This is a genomic window from Rheinheimera mangrovi (assembly GCF_003990335.1).
In the GTDB taxonomy this organism is placed as follows: Bacteria; Pseudomonadota; Gammaproteobacteria; order Enterobacterales; family Alteromonadaceae; genus Pararheinheimera; species Pararheinheimera mangrovi.
This window is the reverse complement of the sequence record NZ_CP034683.1, coordinates 3,169,133-3,190,889: the sequence shown is the minus strand read 5'-3', so window position 1 is coordinate 3,190,889 and position 21,757 is coordinate 3,169,133. Positions and strand designations below refer to the sequence as shown.

24 protein-coding genes and 1 pseudogene are annotated in these 21,757 nt (G+C 46.0%); 15 read left to right on the top strand and 10 right to left on the bottom strand.

The window, feature by feature from the left end:
* Positions 1–3 precede the first annotated feature (3 nt).
* The 4 genes from imuA to EK374_RS14375 form a co-directional block, all read right to left on the bottom strand.
* Positions 4–687 (bottom strand): translesion DNA synthesis-associated protein ImuA, encoded by a 684-nt coding sequence (gene imuA, locus EK374_RS14390; RefSeq protein ID WP_127025012.1) that lies wholly within the window; start codon positions 685–687, stop codon positions 4–6.
* 415 nt (positions 688–1,102) lie between these two features.
* Positions 1,103–1,444, bottom strand: a complete 342-nt coding sequence (locus EK374_RS14385) for a hypothetical protein (protein WP_127025009.1) — start codon at positions 1,442–1,444, stop codon at positions 1,103–1,105.
* A gap of 108 nt (positions 1,445–1,552) precedes the next feature.
* Positions 1,553–1,930 carry a hypothetical protein gene (locus EK374_RS14380; protein ID WP_127025006.1) on the bottom strand — a complete coding sequence of 126 codons (378 nt, stop codon included), beginning with the start codon at positions 1,928–1,930 and terminating at the stop codon, positions 1,553–1,555.
* Between the two features lie 299 nt (positions 1,931–2,229).
* Positions 2,230–2,916 carry an SOS response-associated peptidase family protein gene (locus tag EK374_RS14375; protein ID WP_233280264.1) on the bottom strand — a complete coding sequence of 229 codons (687 nt, stop codon included), beginning with the start codon at positions 2,914–2,916 and terminating at the stop codon, positions 2,230–2,232.
* 111 nt (positions 2,917–3,027) lie between these two features.
* Between EK374_RS14375 and EK374_RS14370 the strand changes: the two genes are divergently transcribed.
* The 5 genes from EK374_RS14370 (at position 3,028) to nadS (ending at position 6,678) form a co-directional block, all read left to right on the top strand.
* Complete coding sequence (locus EK374_RS14370) at positions 3,028–4,314, top strand: MFS transporter (RefSeq protein WP_233280263.1); 1,287 nt, start codon at positions 3,028–3,030, stop codon at positions 4,312–4,314.
* A 21-nt stretch (positions 4,315–4,335) separates the two neighbouring features.
* On the top strand, positions 4,336–5,217 hold the full coding sequence (locus EK374_RS14365) for a DMT family transporter (RefSeq protein ID WP_127025003.1): 882 nt from the start codon (positions 4,336–4,338) through the stop codon (positions 5,215–5,217).
* A 10-nt stretch (positions 5,218–5,227) separates the two neighbouring features.
* Positions 5,228–5,935 carry a 2'-5' RNA ligase family protein gene (locus EK374_RS14360; protein ID WP_127025000.1) on the top strand — a complete coding sequence of 236 codons (708 nt, stop codon included), beginning with the start codon at positions 5,228–5,230 and terminating at the stop codon, positions 5,933–5,935.
* Between the two features lie 124 nt (positions 5,936–6,059).
* Positions 6,060–6,407, top strand: coding sequence for a type II toxin-antitoxin system RelE/ParE family toxin (locus EK374_RS14355; RefSeq protein ID WP_127024996.1), 348 nt, complete (start codon positions 6,060–6,062; stop codon positions 6,405–6,407).
* A complete protein-coding gene (nadS, locus tag EK374_RS14350; protein WP_127024993.1) occupies positions 6,394–6,678 on the top strand; it encodes a NadS family protein in 285 nt (94 codons plus the stop codon). The genes EK374_RS14355 and nadS overlap by 14 nt, the downstream gene beginning before the upstream one ends.
* A 57-nt stretch (positions 6,679–6,735) precedes the next feature.
* On the opposite strand, the gene EK374_RS14345 is transcribed toward nadS, so the two are convergent.
* The gene (locus EK374_RS14345) at positions 6,736–7,083 is read right to left on the bottom strand and encodes an MGMT family protein (RefSeq protein ID WP_127024990.1); all 348 of its coding nucleotides are present in this window, start codon (positions 7,081–7,083) and stop codon (positions 6,736–6,738) included.
* 71 nt (positions 7,084–7,154) lie between these two features.
* Between EK374_RS14345 and EK374_RS14340 the strand changes: the two genes are divergently transcribed.
* Positions 7,155–7,328, top strand: coding sequence for an oxidoreductase-like domain-containing protein (locus tag EK374_RS14340; RefSeq protein WP_127024987.1), 174 nt, complete (start codon positions 7,155–7,157; stop codon positions 7,326–7,328).
* A 34-nt stretch (positions 7,329–7,362) separates the two neighbouring features.
* Here EK374_RS14340 and EK374_RS14335 read toward each other — a convergent pair whose 3' ends face one another.
* A complete protein-coding gene (locus EK374_RS14335; protein WP_127024984.1) occupies positions 7,363–7,773 on the bottom strand; it encodes a YccF domain-containing protein in 411 nt (136 codons plus the stop codon).
* 376 nt (positions 7,774–8,149) lie between these two features.
* Between EK374_RS14335 and EK374_RS14330 the strand changes: the two genes are divergently transcribed.
* A complete protein-coding gene (locus EK374_RS14330; RefSeq protein WP_127024980.1) occupies positions 8,150–9,742 on the top strand; it encodes a peptide MFS transporter in 1,593 nt (530 codons plus the stop codon).
* Positions 9,743–9,800: 58 nt separating this feature from the next.
* On the opposite strand, the gene EK374_RS14325 is transcribed toward EK374_RS14330, so the two are convergent.
* Complete coding sequence (locus EK374_RS14325) at positions 9,801–10,847, bottom strand: hypothetical protein (RefSeq protein ID WP_127024977.1); 1,047 nt, start codon at positions 10,845–10,847, stop codon at positions 9,801–9,803.
* Positions 10,848–11,048: 201 nt separating this feature from the next.
* On the opposite strand from EK374_RS14325, the gene EK374_RS14320 reads away from it, so the two are divergent.
* Positions 11,049–13,280, top strand: coding sequence for a S46 family peptidase (locus tag EK374_RS14320; RefSeq protein ID WP_127024974.1), 2,232 nt, complete (start codon positions 11,049–11,051; stop codon positions 13,278–13,280).
* 290 nt (positions 13,281–13,570) lie between these two features.
* Here EK374_RS14320 and EK374_RS14315 read toward each other — a convergent pair.
* A pseudogene (locus EK374_RS14315) lies at positions 13,571–13,711 on the bottom strand (tyrosine-type recombinase/integrase); the annotation flags it as partial.
* A gap of 143 nt (positions 13,712–13,854) precedes the next feature.
* On the opposite strand from EK374_RS14315, the gene EK374_RS20910 reads away from it, so the two are divergent.
* The 6 genes from EK374_RS20910 (at position 13,855) to EK374_RS14280 (ending at position 19,134) form a co-directional block, all read left to right on the top strand.
* On the top strand, positions 13,855–14,412 hold the full coding sequence (locus EK374_RS20910; RefSeq protein WP_233280262.1) for a helix-turn-helix domain-containing protein: 558 nt from the start codon (positions 13,855–13,857) through the stop codon (positions 14,410–14,412).
* A gap of 195 nt (positions 14,413–14,607) precedes the next feature.
* Positions 14,608–14,982, top strand: a complete 375-nt coding sequence (locus tag EK374_RS14300; RefSeq protein ID WP_233280261.1) for a PIN domain-containing protein — start codon at positions 14,608–14,610, stop codon at positions 14,980–14,982.
* A 69-nt stretch (positions 14,983–15,051) separates the two neighbouring features.
* Positions 15,052–15,867: an RHS repeat-associated core domain-containing protein gene (locus EK374_RS14295; RefSeq protein WP_127024971.1), complete on the top strand. Its 816-nt coding sequence runs from the start codon at positions 15,052–15,054 to the stop codon at positions 15,865–15,867.
* 17 nt (positions 15,868–15,884) lie between these two features.
* The gene (locus tag EK374_RS14290) at positions 15,885–16,520 is read left to right on the top strand and encodes a DUF4272 domain-containing protein (RefSeq protein ID WP_127024968.1); all 636 of its coding nucleotides are present in this window, start codon (positions 15,885–15,887) and stop codon (positions 16,518–16,520) included.
* A 321-nt stretch (positions 16,521–16,841) separates the two neighbouring features.
* A complete protein-coding gene (locus tag EK374_RS14285) occupies positions 16,842–17,858 on the top strand; it encodes an IS110 family RNA-guided transposase (RefSeq protein ID WP_127019137.1) in 1,017 nt (338 codons plus the stop codon).
* Between the two features lie 406 nt (positions 17,859–18,264).
* Positions 18,265–19,134 carry an REP-associated tyrosine transposase gene (locus EK374_RS14280; RefSeq protein WP_127024965.1) on the top strand — a complete coding sequence of 290 codons (870 nt, stop codon included), beginning with the start codon at positions 18,265–18,267 and terminating at the stop codon, positions 19,132–19,134.
* 246 nt (positions 19,135–19,380) lie between these two features.
* Here EK374_RS14280 and EK374_RS14275 read toward each other — a convergent pair whose 3' ends face one another.
* Positions 19,381–20,397: an IS110 family RNA-guided transposase gene (locus EK374_RS14275; protein ID WP_127019137.1), complete on the bottom strand. Its 1,017-nt coding sequence runs from the start codon at positions 20,395–20,397 to the stop codon at positions 19,381–19,383.
* A 181-nt stretch (positions 20,398–20,578) separates the two neighbouring features.
* Here EK374_RS14275 and EK374_RS14270 point away from each other — a divergent pair, with 181 nt between their 5' ends.
* Complete coding sequence (locus EK374_RS14270; RefSeq protein ID WP_127024962.1) at positions 20,579–20,845, top strand: hypothetical protein; 267 nt, start codon at positions 20,579–20,581, stop codon at positions 20,843–20,845.
* 279 nt (positions 20,846–21,124) lie between these two features.
* Here the strand turns inward: EK374_RS14270 and EK374_RS14265 are convergent, their stop codons facing one another.
* A complete protein-coding gene (locus EK374_RS14265) occupies positions 21,125–21,604 on the bottom strand; it encodes a hypothetical protein (protein ID WP_127024959.1) in 480 nt (159 codons plus the stop codon).
* Between the last annotated feature and the right edge of the window lie 153 nt (positions 21,605–21,757).

Here is a 21,757-nt window from a genome sequence, read left to right as displayed (position 1 = left end):
GCCTCAGCTGACTCTGGATAAAGGCGGACGGGAATGCTGGCTGTGCTGCAGTTCTGTTTTGATAAACTGCGGATAAAGTTCAGCCCATGGCAGCAGCAGTTCCTGCTGTTGCCAGCCGCCTTTACGTTTCAGAATACGGATCTGCAAGCCGTTGCTGGCTGGGGTGAGTTGTAAACTTAAAGCCCAGGGCAAGAGTTGTTGTTCGGCCTGCGTTGGGCGGAACAAATACAACTGGCTCTGGCCTTGTGCTGCCGCCAGCTGCAAACGCTTCAGTTGGGTTAAATTCAGCTGGTTTTGCCAGAGCAGCACGTCCATACAACTGCCACTTTTTAAACAAAGTTCTGCCGCCCAGAGCGCATCGGCAGAGCGGGGCGCATCAAGTTGTAACACTTGATGCAAAGGCCGCTTTTGCTGCAGCAGGTATTCAGCACAGAGGCTGGCCGGTGGATTGATCCAAACTTGCAGCAGATCGGATCCGGACTGGCCCAGCGCTTTTTGGATCAATTGCACTTCAGCACAAGCGCCATGGCTTTGTAATTCAATCACAGTATGCTGTGGCCAGCCGCCGCCCAGCAGCTGATCCAAAGCGCTAAAACCTGTACTTTGGCAATGTTCATAAGGCGCTTCGGTTTGATTGGCCAGCCATATCAGTTGCCTGTTCTGCAGCTGTTGCAACAGAGCATTCATGATAGTTATCTCAAATACTGTATATAAACACAGTATAAAAGATCCGCTTTGGATCGCAAGGGGCAGTCAGAGTTTTTGCGCAGCTTGTCATGGCAGTGTTGTTATGTGGGGTGGTGTATTTTATTATTTTTCAATGGTTTAGTGATGTGTGTGCGGTGCTTTAATAACGGGGATTTTTCTGGGAATTGACAGGTACTTAGGGTGGCAGAGCGTGAGCAACAGACCAGAGGCGCTGCCCCAAACCCTCATGATGCTTTTAGGCGCTTAGGATAGAAAAAGGACAGCGCAGGTATAAGTATCCTTTTCATTTACCAGGCAGGGGCAATATGCAAAAACTGACCCTGTTTTTTTACGCTGTTTTTTACATCGCAGCCTATGCGTAGCGTGGGCGATTAACATTTGCTTGTTATGCGCACTACTGCCGCAGAGAAATAGTTTTTTTAGATTTAAATACATAAATAACCAGCATTACGCTGGAGTAACACCACCATAGGGTTGATGCGAAATGCCATCCGCCTGCAAAATTTATATCTTGAAATGCAAACCAAACCGCAACCAAAGAAACAAAAAGACTGATAACTGCAGGAGGCAAAGAAGGCTTTTTTATAAGCCAGACACATAGCGCCAATAAGATAATGACATCAATCAAAAACAGGACATTAAAAAAAGAAAAGCCAGCATAGATTGCGGCAATTACCGCCAAATTTGCTGCCATGTTTTTCGATTTTTCCGGAAGTGAATTATCAGAATTATTCACAATATATCTACTACACCTGCATAACTATCGCCTAAACGGCGAACAACTTGTTGCGAGTCCAGCGGCCAAAGGCCGCGATGTTTAAGGCGCTTGTTAGGCATTTGCCATTTAAAATATTTCCATAATCAGAGTTTCTCCCTGAGGTGGAAAATCGAAGATTACCGATTCGTAAGGGCCTTCTTCAGTTTCTATATCTATTGAGTCACCACTTATAAAGGCGATGGTTAATACGTTCGGACTTTTTAACACCGCTTTCTCTGGAATCTGCCTGCACAAAGCGCCCCAAGGCCCTGAATTAGGGGCATCATCCCACTCATACTCCTTGCCTTTTATTGAGGCAAATACCCGCGCGTTACAGCAAACACTAAAATTATTAAACTGAATACTTAAGCCCCATGTGGCAAGCTGTATTGACTGAACGAACTCATCCTCTTTTTCGAAGTATTGATTTAAAGTCGCTGCAATCTCTTCATTAAATAAAATCATTTCTGCTTCACTGAATGCCTAACAATTTAATAGAAGGTAAAACGCCCGCAAGTCGAACATTATTCCGCCTTCTTTCCTGATTTTTCTTATACCAAACTAGCGCTGATGTACCTCTATTTCAACAGAATTTTCTGAAATCAGTAAATTTGTGTCCGGCAAAATTTATAAAGGCAGTTCACTAGTTGTTCTTGAATTGACTCAAGCTGGTGATATGGAAATTTACCCAGTGGTTTAGACTATTAAAGGGAGTGATAAATAGGCATTTACCGCAAAGCACAATGTCAGCAATAGTCACAAAACTAACACTCATCACAAGCTATTCTGAATTCGCTGCTTATGGGCTCGGGTTGGCTTGGCTTTTTTACCTTTACCCCAGTGAGGTCGACGCATAATTTCGGGGTCAACAAAGTGTTCAATTGCGAACTGTCTGTATCCGGTGAAAGCCAGGCAGCATAGTGGCTTTGCGGTAGTAGCAAAGGCGATGCTTTGCTGTGATAGGGCATTAACTTGGGGTGAGGGGGCAGGGTGATCACTGAGCAACTGTATACAACTTCGCCTGTAGCTTTGTGAACCCATTCCTTGTATAGCCCACCTAAGGCTATTGCCTTATCCGCGGTAAAATCGTGGTATACAGCTTTTCCGTCTACTTGCTCTGTTTCTCCAAAGCCCTTCACGGGAATAATGCAGCGCTGATGTCTATAGCTGTTATATCCTGCTGAGCGTGGCACATCGAGTTTGTCATAGCGTGTATTAAAGCTGGTATAAGCCGATGGTTTAAATCCAGTCTCTGTTTGTTCTAACAACAGCCACCAGGTGGCATCCTGCAGGGTACGGCGATTCGATTGTTCCAGAATGACAGACACTGTGCTGGCCGCCTGAATAAAACGGCCCGTTCTGAGCGCTTTGTCTTTAAACGAAATGCCGAGTTGGCCGCAAAGGTCTATTACTTCAGGGCTATCTATGACATTCAGACGTCCACACATCATCCGGCTACCTTTTCTAAACTCTTGCTATCACTCTAATGGCAATCAGCAGATTTGCCACTACTGGGCTTTTGAAAAGCACCAATGTTTGATGCAAAAGCGGATGGTGCCTGAATGGCTGCACTTGCTTATCCGATGGCTCAGCAGCTGAGAATTATGTTAATCTGCGCGGCTTTTCTGCGTTCTCCAGCGCTGCATCATTTGGGTATGGATATGACTGAAACCACAAAATTTACCACTAAAACCTGGATGCTGATCCTGAGTGTGGTGCTGATTGCCTTCACCTTAAGGCCTTCTATGGCCTCTATCGGGCCTTTATTGCCTTTGATGCAACCTGAACTACAACTGTCTTTTACTCAGGCTTCGCTACTGACCATGTTGCCCGTATTAGCTATGGGCTTAGGTATCTTTTTTGCCCATCAACTGGCGCTGTGGTTTGGCTCTTATCAGGTAATTTTCTGGGCATCTGTTGCTATAGCTGCGGCCACTGCACAGCGCTATTGGGCTGCAGGTGCGTTAGATTTAACCTTAAGCGCCATAGTGGCAGGTTTGGGCATTGCCATGGTGCAGGCTGTGGTGCCTGGGGTGATTAAACAAAAGTTCAGCGCCAAAGCGCCTTTAGTGATGGGCTGGTATATCTCGGCCATTATTGCTGGTGCTGCTTTAACTGCATCTTTAGCCGCCTTTTGGGCCGACTGGGCTCAGAGCTGGCGGGTGGCGTTATCCGGCTGGGTGATCTTGTCTGTCGTGGCTTTAGTCTTGTGGCGTTCGCAAAAACACGCTATTCAAAATTTGCCTGTGGTGCAGTCGCCACAAAAACCACTGAGTTTTGCCAAATACGGCCGCGCCTGGACCTTAGCCATGTTTTTTGGGCTGGTGACCTGCGCTTTTACCTGTGTGCTGGCCTGGTTGCCTGCTTATTATGTGGAGCAAGGCTGGAGCGAACAAAAAAGTGGTTTGCTGCTTGGCTTATTGCTGTGTATGGAAGTGCTGTCTGGTTTTGTCAGCCCCTGGCTGGCCAGCCGCAAAGCCGACCGTCGTGCTGTGATTCTGGTGTTATTGGTGCTGATGGCTACAGGTTTTAGCGGTTTAGTCGCAGCACCTGCCTTGGGTTTAGTCTGGGCGTCACTGTTAGGTTTAGGTATAGGCGGTTTATTTCCTTTATCCTTAATAGTTTCTATGGATCATCAGCATCAGCCGTCCTCAGCGGCCAGCCTGACCGCTTTTGTGCAGGGCATAGGCTACACGCTGGCGGCTTTTTCGCCTTTAATAGCTGGTTTTATCCGTGACTTTAGCCAAAGCTTTAGCATCAGTTGGTTAGTATTAGCCGCTATAGCTGTGCTGTTAATGGCGATGGCGACACGTTTTAATCCGGCCTTTTACAGCTCAAAGTTTCAATAAGCTTTTTACAGGGAGTCCACCATGCAAGCCAATCTGATGTTATTGCTGGCCGCTGCAATCTGGGGTTTAGGATTTGTTGCTCAGCGTTTGGGTATGGAGCATTTAGGGCCTTATTCCTTTAACGGCATCCGGTTTTTTATTGGTGCTTTAAGTTTATTGCCTTTGATTTGGTGGTATCAGCGCCAGGGCAAATTACAGCCTCTGGACTGGAAACTGCTGTTGTGGGGCGCAGTTCCAGTCGGGGTTTTGCTGTTTATCGCCGCATCGCTGCAGCAAGTTGGGCTTTTGTACACCACAGCCGCCAACGCTGGTTTTATTACCGGGCTTTATATAGTGCTGGTGCCACTGTTGGGGATATTCCTCCGGCATAAAATCAGCGGCAATATCTGGCTGGGCTGCGCTATTGCCGTGGCTGGTTTGTATATATTGAGTGTTGGTGACAACTTTTCGGTGAATTTTGGCGACTTATTGCAGCTTATCGGCGCCTTTTTCTGGGCAGCACATTTACTGACTATTGATCACTACAGCAAAAAAGTGCCACCTATTTTATTGGCCTGTCTGCAGTTTGTGGTCTGTGGCACTTTGAGTATGGTGGTGGCTTTTAGCATAGAAACGCCAACAGTCACCAATGCGTTATTAGCCTGGAAGTCGGTGCTTTATGCTGGTGTAGTCTCTGTCGGTATTGCTTACACTTTGCAGGTGATGGCACAAAAACATGCCCATCCGGCGCACGCTGCCATTATCTTAAGTTTAGAAACTGTGTTTGCCGCTCTAGGTGGGGTATTGATGTTGGGCGAAGAACTTAGCAACAGGGCGCTGTTTGGCTGTGGCCTGATGTTGTTGGGCATGCTGGTGTCGCAGTTACCACTGCGCTGGTTGTTGCGCTCCAAAGCTTTTACTTAATCAACTGATGATGGCTAAGCAGCAAGTGCAGCAGCAACTGCAACAACACTATCAAGCCTTATGGCAGCAGTCTTTACTGAAGTTTGAACAACAGCAGTTTGACACTGACCCTCTGCTAACTGCTATAGAGGACCGCCGCTATGGCGTCACTTTGTTGGCACGTCCTTCAGAGCAGGTGAAACAGCAAATCCAGCATAATCTCGCAGAGCTGATGCAGCTGGAACCTGCACAGTATTATTATCCGACGGCAGATTTACATCTGACGGTCTTATCACTGATTTCCTGTTATGCAGGCTTTACCTTATCGCAAATAGATACAGCGGCTTATGTGGAATTGGTACAACAAGCAATTAAAAACACAGGCCCATTTCGTCTGCATTTTCAGGGGATCACCGCATCGCCTTCTTGTGTGCTGGTGCAGGGCTTTTTTGAAGATCAGCAATTAAATCAGTTAAGAGAAAAACTGCGCTCTGCCTTTGGTCAATCGACTTTGCAGCATTCGATTGACCAGCGTTATACCATCCAAACGGCTCATATGACGGTGTTACGTTTTAGCCAACAGCCTACAAATCCCGAGCTATTCCTGCAGAAAATCAAAGCTTTAACTTCAGTGGATTTTGGTACTTGCCTGATTGAAGAGCTGGAACTGGTCGGCAACGACTGGTATCAGCGTCAACAAAATACTGTACTACTGGGTAGGTTTAGCTTATCCGGATAGCATCGCTGTGCTGTCTGTTTTTGCTCACCATGTGTTTTAACAATGGGTTGAGCAGCAAAAACTTGACTGGTGTACATAGTACGCTATATAGAATATTATGTAGCTATTCATCAAGAATGTTGCAATGAGCCATGCAATAGAATTTATTGAAACTCCAATCTTTACCCGACAGATCAAGCTGCTTGCAACTGATGATGAATTGAAAGAGCTTCAGAAAGAACTCATTGAGTTTCCGGATAAAGGTGATTTGATACAGAAAACAGGTGGTCTAAGGAAAATAAGGATGGCGACAGGCTTGCAAGGGAAAAGCGGCGGCGCCAGAGTCATTTATTTTCTTGCGACAGAGGAGGTGATTTATCTTGTGATGGCCTACCCAAAAAACACCAAAGACAATCTGACTGATGCAGAAAAAGCAGAACTGAAGAAACTGACCAAACTACTTAAAGATGAGGTGCGACATGAGTTTTTTTGATGAGTTAAAAGCCTCTTTGGAAGAAGCAGTTGATATAAAGAATGGTGTTAAAGCTGCTGAACGTATTACCCGCTATGAGATCGCTGATGTTAAAGCGATCAGGGAGCAACTGAATGTTTCCCAGCGCGAAATGGCAAAGGCGCTTGGAACCAGCATTGAAACGATCAAAAGTTGGGAGGCAAAACGACGGAACCCAACTGGATTAGCTGCAAAGGTATTAGCTACTATTCAGGCAAACCCAGCGTTTTTTCAGGAATTAGCCTCTCATTAAATGAAGTTGTCTGGCCGTTAAAGCATTCTTAAAATGCTGGCTCCTAGTCATAGACTGCTAGTACTGCAGTTTAAATAACAGTTCTGCCAAATCCGGTTGCCACCAGAATTCTTTGGCCACGCGGCCATTACGCACTATCACCCCTTCGGCCAGCAGCAGCTGTTGTTGCTCTAAGGCTTGAGGGGTGCCAGCCGCAAAAGCCAGCTGACCGCCAGAACGCATGACTCTGTACCAGGGTAAGTGCAGTTCATCCGGTGCTAAACCCAGTGTTTTTCCGACTAAGCGAGCGCGGCCAGGTAAACCTGCTAAATCGGCGATCTGACCATAACTGGCAATTTTTCCGGCCGGAATTTGTAACACGGTTTGCCAGATTTTTTGTTGTTTAGAGGCAGTCTGTTGGGACATAGCAGCAGATCTATCATGGTTTTTCGGCAGACAATGCTACAATGCCGCCGTCTTTTTTGCCGGAGTTTTTTATGTTTACCACTATTGACGGTATTCGGCTGCGTATCCCCACCGAAGAGCCGGTCGCCCCAGAAAGCAGCGATTGTTGTGGCAGCGGCAGCTGTTGCCCTTGTGTCTGGGATTATTACCGAGCTCAGCAAAAAGCCTGGTTGGTGCAAAAGGAACAAGAGCAAAAACAGCAGTAAGAGCCAACTCAATGACTCTTACTGCTCAATCAGCTTAATAGGCTTTGTTGACCACTGTCCTGCCTATAGGAGCCAAGCTTAAAGTTGCAAGTTTTAAGTGGGCTAAGCCAAATGGAATGCCGATGATGGTGATAAAACAAGCCACGGCATGCACCAAATGGCCCAACGCCAGCCAAAACCCGGCAAATACAAACCAAATGACATTACCTATAAAACCCAAAGGGCCAGTGCCTATATCGGAAATGCGGTTTAAGCGCTCGCGATTGACATGTTCGTTGCCAAAAGGCCAAAACGCCATTTCACCAATAACAAAACAGGCGCGACCAAAAGGAATAAACACAATACTTAAAAAACACAGTAAACCTATACACCACCAGGCCAGCCCCATTAAAAAGCCACCCATCACAAACCAGAAAATATTAAATATCAGCCTTAAAGCACTCATGGTCGTTCTCCTTTTTTCACTTATGCCAAAAGGGTTACAAGATCAGGGCCAGTTTTAATTTTGATATAAATCAGTAGGATAGGCTTTAAGCTTTGATAGTGAACAGTGAAAACCACCATTTAGTAGTGAATTTCACCGCTGGCTTTGCCCAATAGCAGGCAGGAAAAGCTTGCTGAGTCACCATGCAACGGCTTTAATAGTGCGGTTTTAAGACTCTAAGACTAATACCCAAATTAATTGGAGTTGCAGCGCGGCGACAAGTGCATGAGACCCCAGGAGCATAGTTCAGCTATGTGGCAGGGGCGAGGGCAGGAAGTCAACAAAGCTGCAGCTTCAAGTAAGAAGGGGATAATAACTAAAGTATTCGCGGATCCCTATGACTACTACAACTCTTCCTGTACAGCGACAGCTGTTGGGCCATCCTGTTGGCCTTTATGTCTGCTTTTTCACAGAAATGTGGGAACGTTTTGCTTTCTACGGCTTAAAAGCCCTGTTGTTTTTATACCTGACCAAACACCATTTATTTTCGGATGACGACGGTTATATTCTGCTTGGTACTTACGCTGGTTTAGCTTATGCCCTGCCTGTAGTGGGTGGTTTGCTGGCGGATAAATACCTGGGAATGCGCAAAGCTGTGACCTTTGGTGGCGCTTTAATGGCTGTGGGCATGTTGGGTATGGCCTATCGTGGTCATGCGGCTACACCAGAGATGGGGTTTGATAACGTTGCAGTGCAAATTATGTATTTGTCGCTGGCATTGGTGGCTGTAGGCGTAGGTTTTTTAAAGCCAAACATTTCTACCATAGTAGGGCGCTTATATGAAGATAACGACCCACGCCGCGACTCAGCTTTTACCGTGTTTTATATGGGCATCAATATGGGCGCCTTTATTTCCAGCTTGTTTGTCGGCTGGGTCGGTATTGAATATGGCTGGGAATATGGTTTTGGTTCTGCCGGTATAGGCCTGATTTTAGGTTGGCTGGTGTTTGTCACTCAAACCAAACATTTACAAGGTCAGGCCGAACCTGGTCGTCCGGAGCTTTTGGAAGAAAAACGTTTTGGCATTCGCCGCGAAACACTGATTTATCTCGGTGCTTTGCTTGGTGTTGTTGTGGTGCAGCAAATTCTGCAAACCCGTTTTGACTTTGGCGCTTTGGCTGCCATTTTAGGTCTGGCGGAAGGCACTGAAATTACCGCGACAGAAGTAGTGGCTATTCTGATGACCATAGCGCTGCTGATTTGGTGGTTTAAGTTTATTTTTGTTGAGTGCAGCAAAGTAGAACGCGCCAATATGATAGTGCTGATGGTGCTGATTGGTATCTCCGCTGTGTTCTGGGGTTTGTACGAACAAACCTACGGCACCTGGCTGGCGTTTTCCGACCGCGTCATGAACAGCTACACCTTCAACCTGCTGGTCAGCGACTTTACGCCAAACGCTTCACAATTAACTTCTGTGGGTGCTTTGTTTATTTTTGCTTTAGCTATTCCTTTTGCCTGGCTTTGGCCTGTGCTGGATAAAAAAGGCTGGAACCCGTCTGCCCCTGCTAAATTTGGTTTTGGTTTGTTATTCGCAGGCCTGGCGCACTTTGTGTTGCAATATGCGGCGCTAAACCCAGAAGCCAATGGTTTAGCGGGTTTCTGGTGGTTTATTCTGGCTTATCTGGTGCTGGAAATTGGTGAGATGGTGTTATCCCCTATAGGTTTATCAGCCGTTACCACCTTGTCGGTCAGCCGTGTGGTTAGCTTAATGATGGGCGTCTGGTTTTTAGCTTCTGCCTTTGGTGAAATGCTAGCAGGTCGTTTTGGTACCTTAGCTTCGATGCCTGCAGGTACAGACACAGGCACTGCTTTAGCTATTTATGCCGATGTGTTTTCTATCCTGGGTTGGGTAGGTGTGGGCTGCGCCATCTTTATGTTTGCTTTAACGCCACTGCTGAATAAACAAATCCGTCAGGCGCAAAACGATTGATGATTGTAAGCTGACGAACAATAAAGGCCGGGTTTAGATCCGGCCTTTGTGTTTCTGCTTATCTTTGCTCTGCTCCTGTTTCAGGTGCTGCAGGAGCAAGTAAAGCCCGGCCTGTCACTCCTGCAGGGAAAGCCGGCGAGTCACAGACCCGCACTTTGTAGCTATAACCCAGAGGCTGGGTAGCGTCAGGTGTGATCACCAGTACTTCGTAGTCGTTAATATGCACCAGATGTTCAGGTGGGGTCAGTTTACAGCTGGACGCACCCATACTTTCGATATGGTAGTTAAAGGATGCCACCAGTTTATTTAGCCACAACATAGTGGGCAGTTTAAAACCACTATTGCTCATTAGATAACCATCATCGATAAATACCTGAAACTCTGGGACTTTGCTGTGAGGGCCTTTTGGTTGCTGCCGCTTCAATTCTTCTTCCAGTTTTTTTATTTCTGTCACTTGTTTTTGCACAGCTTCAGGGCTGTTTTGCTGTTGTTGTAGTTGCCCGGTGTTACTCCAATTCAACAATTGCTCCGGATGACCACTGAAGTAGCTAAATAAGATGAGGACTAAAATTACAGTCACTACAGGCAGATAAACAATACGGGCTGTTAAAGTCCAGACCGGAAATACTTCGTCATCCAGCAGGTGTTTAGATGACACACCAAAAGGCCTTAGCATCAGCAGCAACATGACTTTAAACAGATGCAGCATGGAGTAAAACTGTAGAGTCAGCATACTGCCGATTAAGGTCCAGGCAGGGGCCAGTAACAGCGCGGCTAAGTTCACACTGTAAGGCACCACATTGGGCCTTATGCCTAACACGCCGTTGACAATAGATTCGGCATAGGCAAAAGAGAAATTCAGCACTATGGCATAAAAGGTCAGAATACAGGCTTTGCCCAACAAGCTATGCCACCAAATCGCAAAGCGTTGCCACATCTCTTTGGCTGTGGCGAGCAGCAATAAAATAGCTGCAATTTGTGCGAAAACTTCGTTGTCTGCACCCAGTAGCAAAAACAGCAGAAAAAACACAGTAGCCAGTAAATAACACCACTGCGCAAAATGCAGCTGCGCTAAACGGGGAAAACGCTCATTCCATGCTTGCATAAGTTTTTGTCCATCTTGTTGTTTTTGTGTCGCTATTGTTAGCATGAGGCCGCTTTTTGCTCAATTGGTCAGAGAAAAGAATCTTGTCTGCAACTGGGCTTAAATTTCCCACGCTGAACTAAACAGGGTTGCACCAGAGCGCTTAACATGGATAATTTGCGACGAACTTTTGCATTATAAAAACGACAACCAAGGGATCCTATGAAATCTGTCTATCTGCTAAGCGCATTAGCGCTTGCCACCAGTTTTGCCAGTCAAGCCGACGAAGGCCAATGGCAGCCACATCAACTTGCTGAATTACAAAATGAATTAACAGCCAAAGGCATTGAAATACCAGGTAAACAGCTGGCCGATTTAAGCCAGTACCCGATGAACGCTATTGTAAGCTTGGGTTATTGCTCAGCCTCTTTTGTGTCGCCCAAAGGCCTGGTAGTGACCAACCACCACTGTGCATACAACGCGATACAGAATAACTCGACCAAAGACAATAACCTGATTGATAAAGGCTTTTTAGCCAAAACTATGGCTGAAGAGTTACCGGCAGGGCCACAGGAACGTTTGTATATCACTGAAGCTGTAACGGACGTGACTGCACAAATTACTGGATCTCTGGCTGCAGATTTATCGGGTAAGGCACGTTATGAAGCGATAGAAGCCAACCGCAAAGCGCTGATTAAAGACTGCGAAAGCGATGCAAACTACCGCTGCTCTGTGGTGAGTTTTCACCATGGTATGGAGTATTTCCAGATTAAACAGCTGATGCTGCAGGATGTGCGATTGGTGTATGCACCGTCAGAATCGGTCGGCAACTACGGTGGTGATATCGACAACTTCGAATACCCACGCCATACAGGCGATTACACCTTTATCCGCGGTTATGTTGGCAAAGACGGCAAACCAGCGCCTTATTCAGTGGATAACGTGCCTTACAGCAGCAAAAACTTCTTAAAAGTAAATGCCAGTGGTGTACGTCAGGGCGATGGTATTTTATTGGCAGGTTACCCTGGCCAAACCAGCCGCTACCGTTTAGCTGATGAAATCTCTTTTGCTGCCGACTGGCAATATCCAGCTATGGTTAAAACCTATCAGCAAATGATCAACACCATAGACAGCTTAGGTGCGGCTGACGGCGATCTAAAAGTGAAATACGCCTCTACCGTCAAAGGCCACAATAACCGCATGAAAAAACTGCAGGGCTTATTGGACGGTTTTAAAGTAACAGATATACAGGCCATTAAAGAGACTCAGGAAAAAGCCTTGCTGGACTGGATCAAAGCCGATGCAGCTCGCGCTCCGTACCAACAAAGCATTGATGCATTAAAGCAGGTAATAGACGCCGAACAGGCTTTTACCCAGCAAACCTATTACTTTGAAGCCGCCAAACGCAGCGATTTATTACAAGCTGCTATGTTGCTGTACCGCTTAGCGCAGGAAAACCAAAAGCCGGATGCAGAGCGGGAAATGGGCTTTCAGCAACGTGACTTAAAAATGATCGAAGGCCGTTTAGCCCGGATGGAAAAAAGCTTCCACCCAACTATGGATATCGCCATTTGGTCAGAACAGTTAGCAGAGTATTTAGCTCAGCCTGATGCAGTGCGTGTAGCCGAATTAGATGCCGCTTTAGGTTTAACGGCTGGTATGACACAAGCACAGGTAGCAGAAAAACTGACAGCGTTTTACCCACAAAGTAGCTTAACCAGTACTGATGGCCGTAAAGCCTGGCTGGGCAAAACACCTGCCGATTTTGCGCAAAGCTCAGATCCATTTATTCGTATAGCCGTGGCTATTTCTGACAAAAACCTGGCTTTAGAAGCTCAGGATAAAGAGTTAAAAGGCCAGTTGTCGCAAGTGCGCCCAGCTTATATGCAGGCCATTATTGCCTACAACAAAGCTCAGGGAAAACCAGTCTACCCTGATGCGAACAGCACGCTGCGTATCACTTATGGCTCTGTCGATGGTTATCCGGCCAAAGACGGTGTGTATAAAACACCATTTACTTCAGTGAAGGGCTTAATCGCCAAACGCCAGGCTGATTACCCTTTTAACGCACCACAAAAGCTGGTGGATGCCTATCAGGCAGGTAAAACTGCTGGCTACTTTTACGCCGACCTGGCAGCCCAAAGCAAAGAGCCATGGTTCTGTGGCATTTTCAGTTGCCCAAAACCTGAAGTAAAAGCCTTTAACTCAGTGCCGGTCAACTTCTTATCCAGCGCCGATACTACAGGTGGTAACTCAGGCTCAGCCGTAATGAACGGCAAAGGCGAATTAGTCGGCTTAAACTTCGACTCGACTTATGAATCGATCACCAAAGACTGGTACTTCAACCCGGAAATTACCCGAGCCATTCACGTCGATATCCGCTATGTGTTGTGGATGATGCACTACGTTGATAACGCTGATAATTTGTTGGCGGAAATGGAAATAGTAAGGTAATAGGTAGGGGCGGGTCTTGCACCCGCCCGTCTACACGAAACCGCGGAGCCCATTGACGGGTCGGGACAAGCCACGACCCCTACACCCGCCCGTCTACACGAAACCGCGGAGCCCATTGACGGGTCGGGACAAGCCACGACCCCTACACCCGCCCGTCTACACGAAACCGCGGAGCCAATTGACGGGTCGGGACAAGCCACGACCCCTACACCCGCCCGTCTACACGAAACCGCGGAGCCCATTGACGGGTCGGGACAAGCCACGACCCCTACAGGCCTCCCTCCATACAACTACAAAGACAATGGACTTTTCACTGCATTGCCACCCCTGTTTAAGACATGGGTATAAATTTGTGTGGTTTTCACATCGCTATGGCCTAGTTGCTCTTGTACCGTTCTGATATCAATACCTGCTTCCAGTAAATGCGTAGCATGCGGATCTATCCACTACGCAAATTTATGTGCATGTCAGCATGGTAAAACTGCGTGAAGTGTATAACAGGACTCACGCGGCCGCTCATCGATAACAAAACAGGTTCAGGGATCCTCTTCTTTCGAATATTGCGAAAAGCTTGATGTTGTTTCGAATATTGCGGATAATCCTTTTAGGCTTTATAGCCACTTTACAAACGAACAGAGCAATCAAACACTTTAAAAACAAACAAACAGAGATGACTAAAATGCTAAGTGTACAATCATTGCCAAGTGCTGAAGAAATCGCACTGGCAAAGTTAAGCAGCCAAGAGCTTTCCGCTGTACTTGAAGCGAATGGGGATGTACAAAATTTTAATGTGGTAGGAAAGGATGGTGAAAATCATTCAGTAAAACTTCCTGCCAGTGCAGTTAAATTAATGATCGAGGTGCTGACTCAGCTCGGTCAGGGTAACAGTGTAAGCATCACTCCCATTCATGCTGAATTGACCACGCAAGAGGCTGCAGACATGCTCAATATGTCTCGTCCCACCTTTATTAAATTGCTGGATTCCGGAGAGCTTGCTCATACCAGAACAGGCAATCGTCGTAAGGTTGCGTTTGTCGATGTCATGAAATTCAAGCAGGAAATTGATGCAAAACGCCTGGCGACTCTGGATGAACTGTCCGCACTCGATCAGGAGCTGAATTTGGGATATTAAATGGCAACCTATACAGTGATCCTGGATGCATGTGTGATGTATCCAGCGCCGTTGCGCAGTTACTTATTGTATCTTGCGCAAACTGGGCTTTACCGGGCCAGATGGACAGAGCAAATCCACGATGAATAGATACGAAACTTATTAAAGAAGCAACCGGGTCTGCCGGCTGAAAAATTACAGAAAACCCGCGAGCTGATGAACAGGCATGCGCCGGATTGTGTTGTTGAAGGTTACCAGCAGTTTGTAAACGGTATTGAGTTACCTGACGATGACGACCGGCATGTGGTTGCAGCGGCAATCAAGGGACAGGCTGAGGGCATTATTACCTTTAATCTTAAAGATTTTCCGCAACAGAGCCTTGCTCCTCTTGGTCTGACGGCCATTCACCCGGATGTATTTCTGGCTGATATGTTTGAACTCGACCCGAGCAGAGCAATTTTGGCTGCACAACGCCAAAGAAACTCGCTGAAGAACCCACCCATGACAGCAGAAGAATACCTGGACTCGTTGCAACGCCAGAAGCTGCCAACACTGGTATCCAAACTACGTCAATTTGAAATGATACTGTAAAAGTCCCGTTCGGGAATTTTTCTTTGCTCTTTAATAAGTTAGCCTAAAAATGCCATCCGATTAATTCATATGAACGGACGGGGGTATGATTACAATTTGGGGCGGTTCTTGAGTGTTGATCCTGTGATTCAGAGTCCTGGTAACTCACAGAGTCTGAACCCGTACAGCTATGGAATGAACAATCCATTGTCTGGGACAGATCCAACGGGTTATGTGTGGGAAACAGCTTGGGATGTTGTTAGCATTATCTATGATGTAGGTAAGGTGACTTATGGATATGCTACAAACAATCCTGTGATTGTGTCCGAAGGGTTAACCGATTTAGCTGCTGATTCTATTGCTGCGGTAACGCCCTTTGTGCCAGCTGGTTCATCGAAAGTTGCTAGAGCTTTAGATGATGGAATTGATGCAGTCAAAAATAATGGCGCATCCAAAGCGATGAAAGGTGAAGGACCTGACATAGGATCGCAAAATGTAGTTTCTAAAAAACATCCAGAGCCGGATGGTGGATTTACCGCAGATTTGAGTGAGACTAAGGCTAAAAGCAGGTCTGGTCACTCATATGCTGGGAATAAGCAGTATCATGAAAAGATGAAAAATGATCCTGAGTTCAGAAAAGAGCAAGAAGCTAAGCACGGTGATGATGTCTACGAACGAACCAGTACCTCAGGTGGAGGGCGAAGAAACCCTCGAAATACTGAATGGGATCATAATAGCAAAGACCCCAAAAAATTGGACTTGAGAACTAAAGAAAATCATGCTGCGAAGACCAGAACAGAAAGTAAAGGTGGCTATGCCAAGTTTCATAAGCAAAAAGTCACGGGAACTGTAAGGGTTTCTAGCAAGATAGAAAGTAATCGATTGAAGAAATTAGATGAAAAATAATAATTGAAGAATATTAAATGAAAAATTCAAATTTAATTCGATTAAAGACCAAAGAAAAACTTATTAAACATGGAATACCATTACACCCACATCTTCCATTAATTAGTGGCTGTCTAGAGAAAAACTCAGAAGACATAGCAAGAAGGATTGTAGGTCTATATGTGATGTTAGGATTGGCTCGGGATGCCGATCCAGATTTGTTATGGAATTGGCTTGAGGAAAATGAATTTCTTAGCTTTCTTAGTAAAGATGAAATGAATATTTTACAGAAAGAGCAATTATCTCAGGAAGATATAAATGTCTGTTCTTGGAAACAAGAATCTATTTATGTTTTATGCTGGTTTGTTGGTCTTGCGGAGGATCTACCACATCTGGATGTTGAATCTGAACTCGATGAAATGTTTTCAAAGCTTCCACCTGAAATATCATTTGATGAGTTGATTGAATCATTTTCATACCGAGAAAACGATGAGTTACTCTTGGCGTTGGACTTTTATTATTGTCTAAATGCAGCCATCAGGCACCCTGAAATATGGGATGATGAGAGCAAACTGAAAAATATAAAGTTTGCTGCGGTAGAGGAAAGGCGGCGGGCCATGGAGTGGTTGATTGCAAAAGAAAATAATTGGGATCAAATTGCTTTAGATACATAACGTCGAATTTTGGCGTCAGGTATAGAGCTCTTGCCGCTGTATGTTGAATACAAGGACACCCATAACCCGGTGTCCTTTTTTATTCAAAGTGAGCAAAATCACCAGCAAGGTGAGCAGACCAAACCGGTAGAACCGGTCAGAGCAAACCGGAACGGCGGGCAATGTTGGCCAGCGCCTACAGGTGTTGACACCGGTTGATATGCTCAATAAAACCGGTTTGTGTTGCCCACTTCTAGCAAAAACGGTGTCAGGTCTAATGTGATGACTCGCCTCCCATCCTGACTTAGGATGAGGTGACCAAACCGAAAGAGGCGAATCATCATGCTTATCAAAACATTAGGTGTAGATCTTGGCAAGCTCAGTTGTCATGTGATTGGGCAAGATCAGCACGGAAAAGTAGTAGAAAAGCGCAAAATACTGATCAGTAAGTTTGCAGAATATCTGGCAAATTTACCGCCATGCGCTGTGTTTTTTGAAGCCTGTGGTGGCGCACATCATTGGTGCCGTAAAGCCAGAAGCCTTGGCCATCGGGCTGACATGATACCGGCCAATTTCGTGAAGCCTTTTGTAAAGTCGAACAAAAACGACTTCAACGATGCCGAAGCCATTTGCGAAGCGGCACAGCGGCCGACGATGCGTTTTGCGCATGTTCGCAGTGAAGAGCAACAAGCCTTTGGCTGTTTACTCAAGTTACGTGAGCAGTTGGTAGAAGAGCGCACAGCGGTCAGCAATCAGGCGCATGCGTTTCTGTTGGAATTTGGTATTCAGCAGAAAAAGGGCCGTGCTTTTATCGGCACTGTAGCGGATATGACTGAAAATCCTGATATTAATTTACCTGAAGCGCTGCGTCTGGCGCTGTTCCGTCTGGTGGAGCGTTATAAAGCGGTTGATAAAGAAATCAGTGAGTTGGAACGGGATATCACGGCGATTAACAGCCAGAACGAGAACTGCAAGCGTATGCAAAGCATTCCGGGTGTAGGTTTAATTACCTCGAGCTTTATTGAATCATGGGCTGGCAGTTGCAACCAGTTTAAAAGTGCCAGAGACTTTGCGGCCTGGGCAGGATTAGTACCAAAACAGCATTCAACAGGCGGAGTAAGCAACCTGCTTGGGATCAGCAAACGCGGTAACAGCACGTTGCGTAAATACCTGATCCACGGTGCACGCTCGGTTATCCAATGGAAGCTCGAAGAAGATCATGCCTGGAGCCCGTGGATTAAAAAGCTGTTAAGCAGTAAGAAAAAAACAGTGGCGGTGGTCGCTATGGCCAATAAACTGGCCCGCATTATCTGGGCCGTATTAACAAAAGAGCAGAATTACGCAGCAGTCGCTGCATAAACCGGGTCACACCGAGTTTGCAACACGATGGCAATAAGGCAACAACCATGATCGGAAACCTGTCAGGGGCAAAAGCACATAGATGCTGAAGGTCTTATTAGGGCGATGATGGGCGAACAACATAGCGGGCGGGCACAACAATAAAGTGCCAACAGACTCCGGATAGATTGACGCAGACTTATTTGCTAACCGTGCTTGCAATATGGAGGCGAGTCATAGATTGCCCTTTGCCCCTTGTTGTAAGGCATTGGTTGCAACGATATTCAGTGGTGGGGCATTTCCCGTTTCCTGATTTCAAACCGCAATAGCCACTCAGTATTCATCAAAACGCCAGGTGGCATAAATCCTTGCCCGAACAGATAAGGTTAACTATGGTTAATTGACCTTATCTGTTTTGGGGTCAAGGATGAGCAGCCCACTGCGATTGGAGTTTGCCGGAGCTTTGTATCATGTGACGTCACGTGGTAACGAGCGAAAAGCTATTTACCAGAACGAAGCTGACCATCAGGCTTTTTTGGAGCTTATGGCGCAGGTGTGTGAACGCTTTAACTGGGTAGTACATGCTTATTGTCTGATGACCAACCACTATCATCTTCTGCTTGAGACACCGGATGCCAATTTAAGCGGCGGCATGCGCCAGCTCAATGGTGTTTATACCCAGACGTTTAACCGGACACACAAAAGAGTGGGTCATTTGTTTCAGGGGCGCTTTAAAGCGATACTGGTACAAAAGGACAGTTATCTGCTGGAAGTCAGCCGTTACATCGTATTGAATCCGGTGCGTGCGGCAATGGTAGATAGCTGCGAAGAGTGGCCCTGGAGTAGTTACTGCTTTACCTGTCATTATCATGAGCCACCACCATGGTTGGCAGTGGACCAGTTGTTGTCACTCTTTGGTAGCGAACGCTCACAGGCCATTCGTAAGTATCAGGATTTTGTATTGCGTGGAGTGGGAAAAAGTTTGTGGCCCGAGGTCAAGCAGTTGATTTATCTGGGGTCAGATAGTTTTGTCAGTGAAATGCAAAGCAAAATATCCTGCCCTGAATTGTTATCTGAAATTCCCACGAAGCAAAAACGTTTACCCGCAAAGCCTTTAGATTGGTATGTAAAGCAAGCCTCAGGGGACCGAAACAGGGCAATTCAATTAGCTTACGCCAGCGGAGGCTACCATCAGACGGAGTTAAGTCATTATTTTGACTTACATTACGGAACCGTTAGCCGTATTATTTCAGGGAAAAGCCACAAAGTATCCACAGGGGCAAAGGGCAAGACCTGACACCATTGGTTGGGGGCAAAGGGCAATCTATGACTCGCCTCCATATTGCAAGCACGGTTAGCAAATAAGTCTGCGTCAATCTATCCGGAGTCTGTTGGCACTTTATTGTTGTGCCCGCCCGCTATGTTGTTCGCCCATCATCGCCCTAATAAGACCTTCAGCATCTATGTGCTTTTGCCCCTGACAGGTTTCCGATCATGGTTGTTGCCTTATTGCCATCGTGTTGCAAACTCGGTGTGACCCGGTTTATGCAGCGACTGCTGCGTAATTCTGCTCTTTTGTTAATACGGCCCAGATAATGCGGGCCAGTTTATTGGCCATAGCGACCACCGCCACTGTTTTTTTCTTACTGCTTAACAGCTTTTTAATCCACGGGCTCCAGGCATGATCTTCTTCGAGCTTCCATTGGATAACCGAGCGTGCACCGTGGATCAGGTATTTACGCAACGTGCTGTTACCGCGTTTGCTGATCCCAAGCAGGTTGCTTACTCCGCCTGTTGAATGCTGTTTTGGTACTAATCCTGCCCAGGCCGCAAAGTCTCTGGCACTTTTAAACTGGTTGCAACTGCCAGCCCATGATTCAATAAAGCTCGAGGTAATTAAACCTACACCCGGAATGCTTTGCATACGCTTGCAGTTCTCGTTCTGGCTGTTAATCGCCGTGATATCCCGTTCCAACTCACTGATTTCTTTATCAACCGCTTTATAACGCTCCACCAGACGGAACAGCGCCAGACGCAGCGCTTCAGGTAAATTAATATCAGGATTTTCAGTCATATCCGCTACAGTGCCGATAAAAGCACGGCCCTTTTTCTGCTGAATACCAAATTCCAACAGAAACGCATGCGCCTGATTGCTGACCGCTGTGCGCTCTTCTACCAACTGCTCACGTAACTTGAGTAAACAGCCAAAGGCTTGTTGCTCTTCACTGCGAACATGCGCAAAACGCATCGTCGGCCGCTGTGCCGCTTCGCAAATGGCTTCGGCATCGTTGAAGTCGTTTTTGTTCGACTTTACAAAAGGCTTCACGAAATTGGCCGGTATCATGTCAGCCCGATGGCCAAGGCTTCTGGCTTTACGGCACCAATGATGTGCGCCACCACAGGCTTCAAAAAACACAGCGCATGGCGGTAAATTTGCCAGATATTCTGCAAACTTACTGATCAGTATTTTGCGCTTTTCTACTACTTTTCCGTGCTGATCTTGCCCAATCACATGACAACTGAGCTTGCCAAGATCTACACCTAATGTTTTGATAAGCATGATGATTCGCCTCTTTCGGTTTGGTCACCTCATCCTAAGTCAGGATGGGAGGCGAGTCATCACATTAGACCTGATACCATTGGTGGACACCATTGGATCATGCCATTGGATCTCAAGGAGCATCTTATCCGGGTGGTCAGCTTCAGAAATATGTACTTAGACCTGAATTGGAATACAGAAATTGAAAAAAAGAAATCTAATTGAAATGATCGATCATGCAATATTTAGTATTGACGCTGAGCTTTCGAAAGTAGGACTAAACTCTGTTTATGCTGCTCAGTTGAATATAATAAGAAAGTCGATTCTGGATATGAAAGAAAATGTCTTGATGGGTATTGTTTTGCCATCAGACAACAGTTTGTCAAGAGTAGTTATTGATTCATGGGCTTTTGATAATCCATTGGGGGCGGTTATTCTAAATTTAGAACGTGAATATAAAAAACATTAAAAGGCATAGCCCCTGAAGATGATGGGTATGTTTTCATGTGAAAATAGGGACGTTCATTCCTGAATGTTGCTATGTTTAATCAAAAGGACACCCATAACCCGGTGTCCTTTTTGCTATCCAAACCGAGCAAAATCATAGCAGCCTGAGCAGACCAAACCGGTAGAGCCGGTCACCGCAAACCGGAACGGCGGGCAATTTTGGTCAGCGCCTACAGATAAGGGGTCACTATAATGTGGTACAAGCCCAGGGACGATTTCCGCTGGGCTTGGTTCGCGGATTTTAATGTTTGCTGTCCAACAGTTTTTGTAGTTCCAGCAGTTGCTCTTTTGTCAGGCTGGATTTTTGCAGCAAGTGTTTGATGACATCGAATTCACTTTTGCCGTCCAGTGTTTTTACTATAATTTTTTTATCGATGAGGTTTATATCGCCGTCTGAACCATCCAGCGCATGGAAAACCATTCCACGCAGGCCATCTTTTTGATCCATCAATAACTTTTTGATCTTCTCACGTTTTTCTTCGGGTAACTTGCTTAAAGCCAGATCTAATTCAGCCTCATTTTTCAGCTCATCATTGCTCCAGTTAAACTCTTCAGTTTCACCATCCTGAACCAGCAGAAGTTTGGTTTTTTTTGGCGATTTTTCGATTTGAACCTGTTCGGAGCTTGTGCTGGTTTTTGCCTCAGCTGCCGAGAGCTGAGTGGAGGCAGCGACCAGTAAAAAAAGTGAGCTAAGCAGAACCAGTGGTTGAAATGTTTTCATGATCAATCCTTCAGTTAAGTAACAGCACTTCACCAATGAAGCGCTTGCTCCTTTGACTTGAAAATTTAATGCCAGAATTAAATTGGTTTAAATTCAATGGCTTAAAAACATAACGTCAGGGTTTACTGCCAAATATCCCGAAATAAGGATAAG

Bases quoted from the DNA above. Each gene is read 5' to 3' on its own strand.
- imuA (WP_127025012.1), bottom strand. From the start codon at position 687: ATGAATGCTCTGTTGCAACAGCTGCAGAACAGGCAACTGATATGGCTG.
- EK374_RS14380 (WP_127025006.1), bottom strand. From the start codon at position 1,930: ATGATTTTATTTAATGAAGAGATTGCAGCGACTTTAAATCAATACTTC.
- EK374_RS14375 (WP_233280264.1), bottom strand. From the start codon at position 2,916: ATGATGTGTGGACGTCTGAATGTCATAGATAGCCCTGAAGTAATAGAC.
- EK374_RS14370 (WP_233280263.1), top strand. From the start codon at position 3,028: ATGGCTGCACTTGCTTATCCGATGGCTCAGCAGCTGAGAATTATGTTA.
- EK374_RS14365 (WP_127025003.1), top strand. From the start codon at position 4,336: ATGCAAGCCAATCTGATGTTATTGCTGGCCGCTGCAATCTGGGGTTTA.
- EK374_RS14360 (WP_127025000.1), top strand. From the start codon at position 5,228: ATGGCTAAGCAGCAAGTGCAGCAGCAACTGCAACAACACTATCAAGCC.
- EK374_RS14355 (WP_127024996.1), top strand. From the start codon at position 6,060: ATGAGCCATGCAATAGAATTTATTGAAACTCCAATCTTTACCCGACAG.
- nadS (WP_127024993.1), top strand. From the start codon at position 6,394: ATGAGTTTTTTTGATGAGTTAAAAGCCTCTTTGGAAGAAGCAGTTGAT.
- EK374_RS14345 (WP_127024990.1), bottom strand. From the start codon at position 7,083: ATGTCCCAACAGACTGCCTCTAAACAACAAAAAATCTGGCAAACCGTG.
- EK374_RS14340 (WP_127024987.1), top strand. From the start codon at position 7,155: ATGTTTACCACTATTGACGGTATTCGGCTGCGTATCCCCACCGAAGAG.
- EK374_RS14335 (WP_127024984.1), bottom strand. From the start codon at position 7,773: ATGAGTGCTTTAAGGCTGATATTTAATATTTTCTGGTTTGTGATGGGT.
- EK374_RS14330 (WP_127024980.1), top strand. From the start codon at position 8,150: ATGACTACTACAACTCTTCCTGTACAGCGACAGCTGTTGGGCCATCCT.
- EK374_RS14325 (WP_127024977.1), bottom strand. From the start codon at position 10,847: ATGCAAGCATGGAATGAGCGTTTTCCCCGTTTAGCGCAGCTGCATTTT.
- EK374_RS14320 (WP_127024974.1), top strand. From the start codon at position 11,049: ATGAAATCTGTCTATCTGCTAAGCGCATTAGCGCTTGCCACCAGTTTT.
- EK374_RS20910 (WP_233280262.1), top strand. From the start codon at position 13,855: ATGTTGTTTCGAATATTGCGGATAATCCTTTTAGGCTTTATAGCCACT.
- EK374_RS14300 (WP_233280261.1), top strand. From the start codon at position 14,608: ATGAACAGGCATGCGCCGGATTGTGTTGTTGAAGGTTACCAGCAGTTT.
- EK374_RS14295 (WP_127024971.1), top strand. From the start codon at position 15,052: ATGAACGGACGGGGGTATGATTACAATTTGGGGCGGTTCTTGAGTGTT.
- EK374_RS14290 (WP_127024968.1), top strand. From the start codon at position 15,885: ATGAAAAATTCAAATTTAATTCGATTAAAGACCAAAGAAAAACTTATT.
- EK374_RS14285 (WP_127019137.1), top strand. From the start codon at position 16,842: ATGCTTATCAAAACATTAGGTGTAGATCTTGGCAAGCTCAGTTGTCAT.
- EK374_RS14280 (WP_127024965.1), top strand. From the start codon at position 18,265: ATGAGCAGCCCACTGCGATTGGAGTTTGCCGGAGCTTTGTATCATGTG.
- EK374_RS14275 (WP_127019137.1), bottom strand. From the start codon at position 20,397: ATGCTTATCAAAACATTAGGTGTAGATCTTGGCAAGCTCAGTTGTCAT.
- EK374_RS14265 (WP_127024959.1), bottom strand. From the start codon at position 21,604: ATGAAAACATTTCAACCACTGGTTCTGCTTAGCTCACTTTTTTTACTG.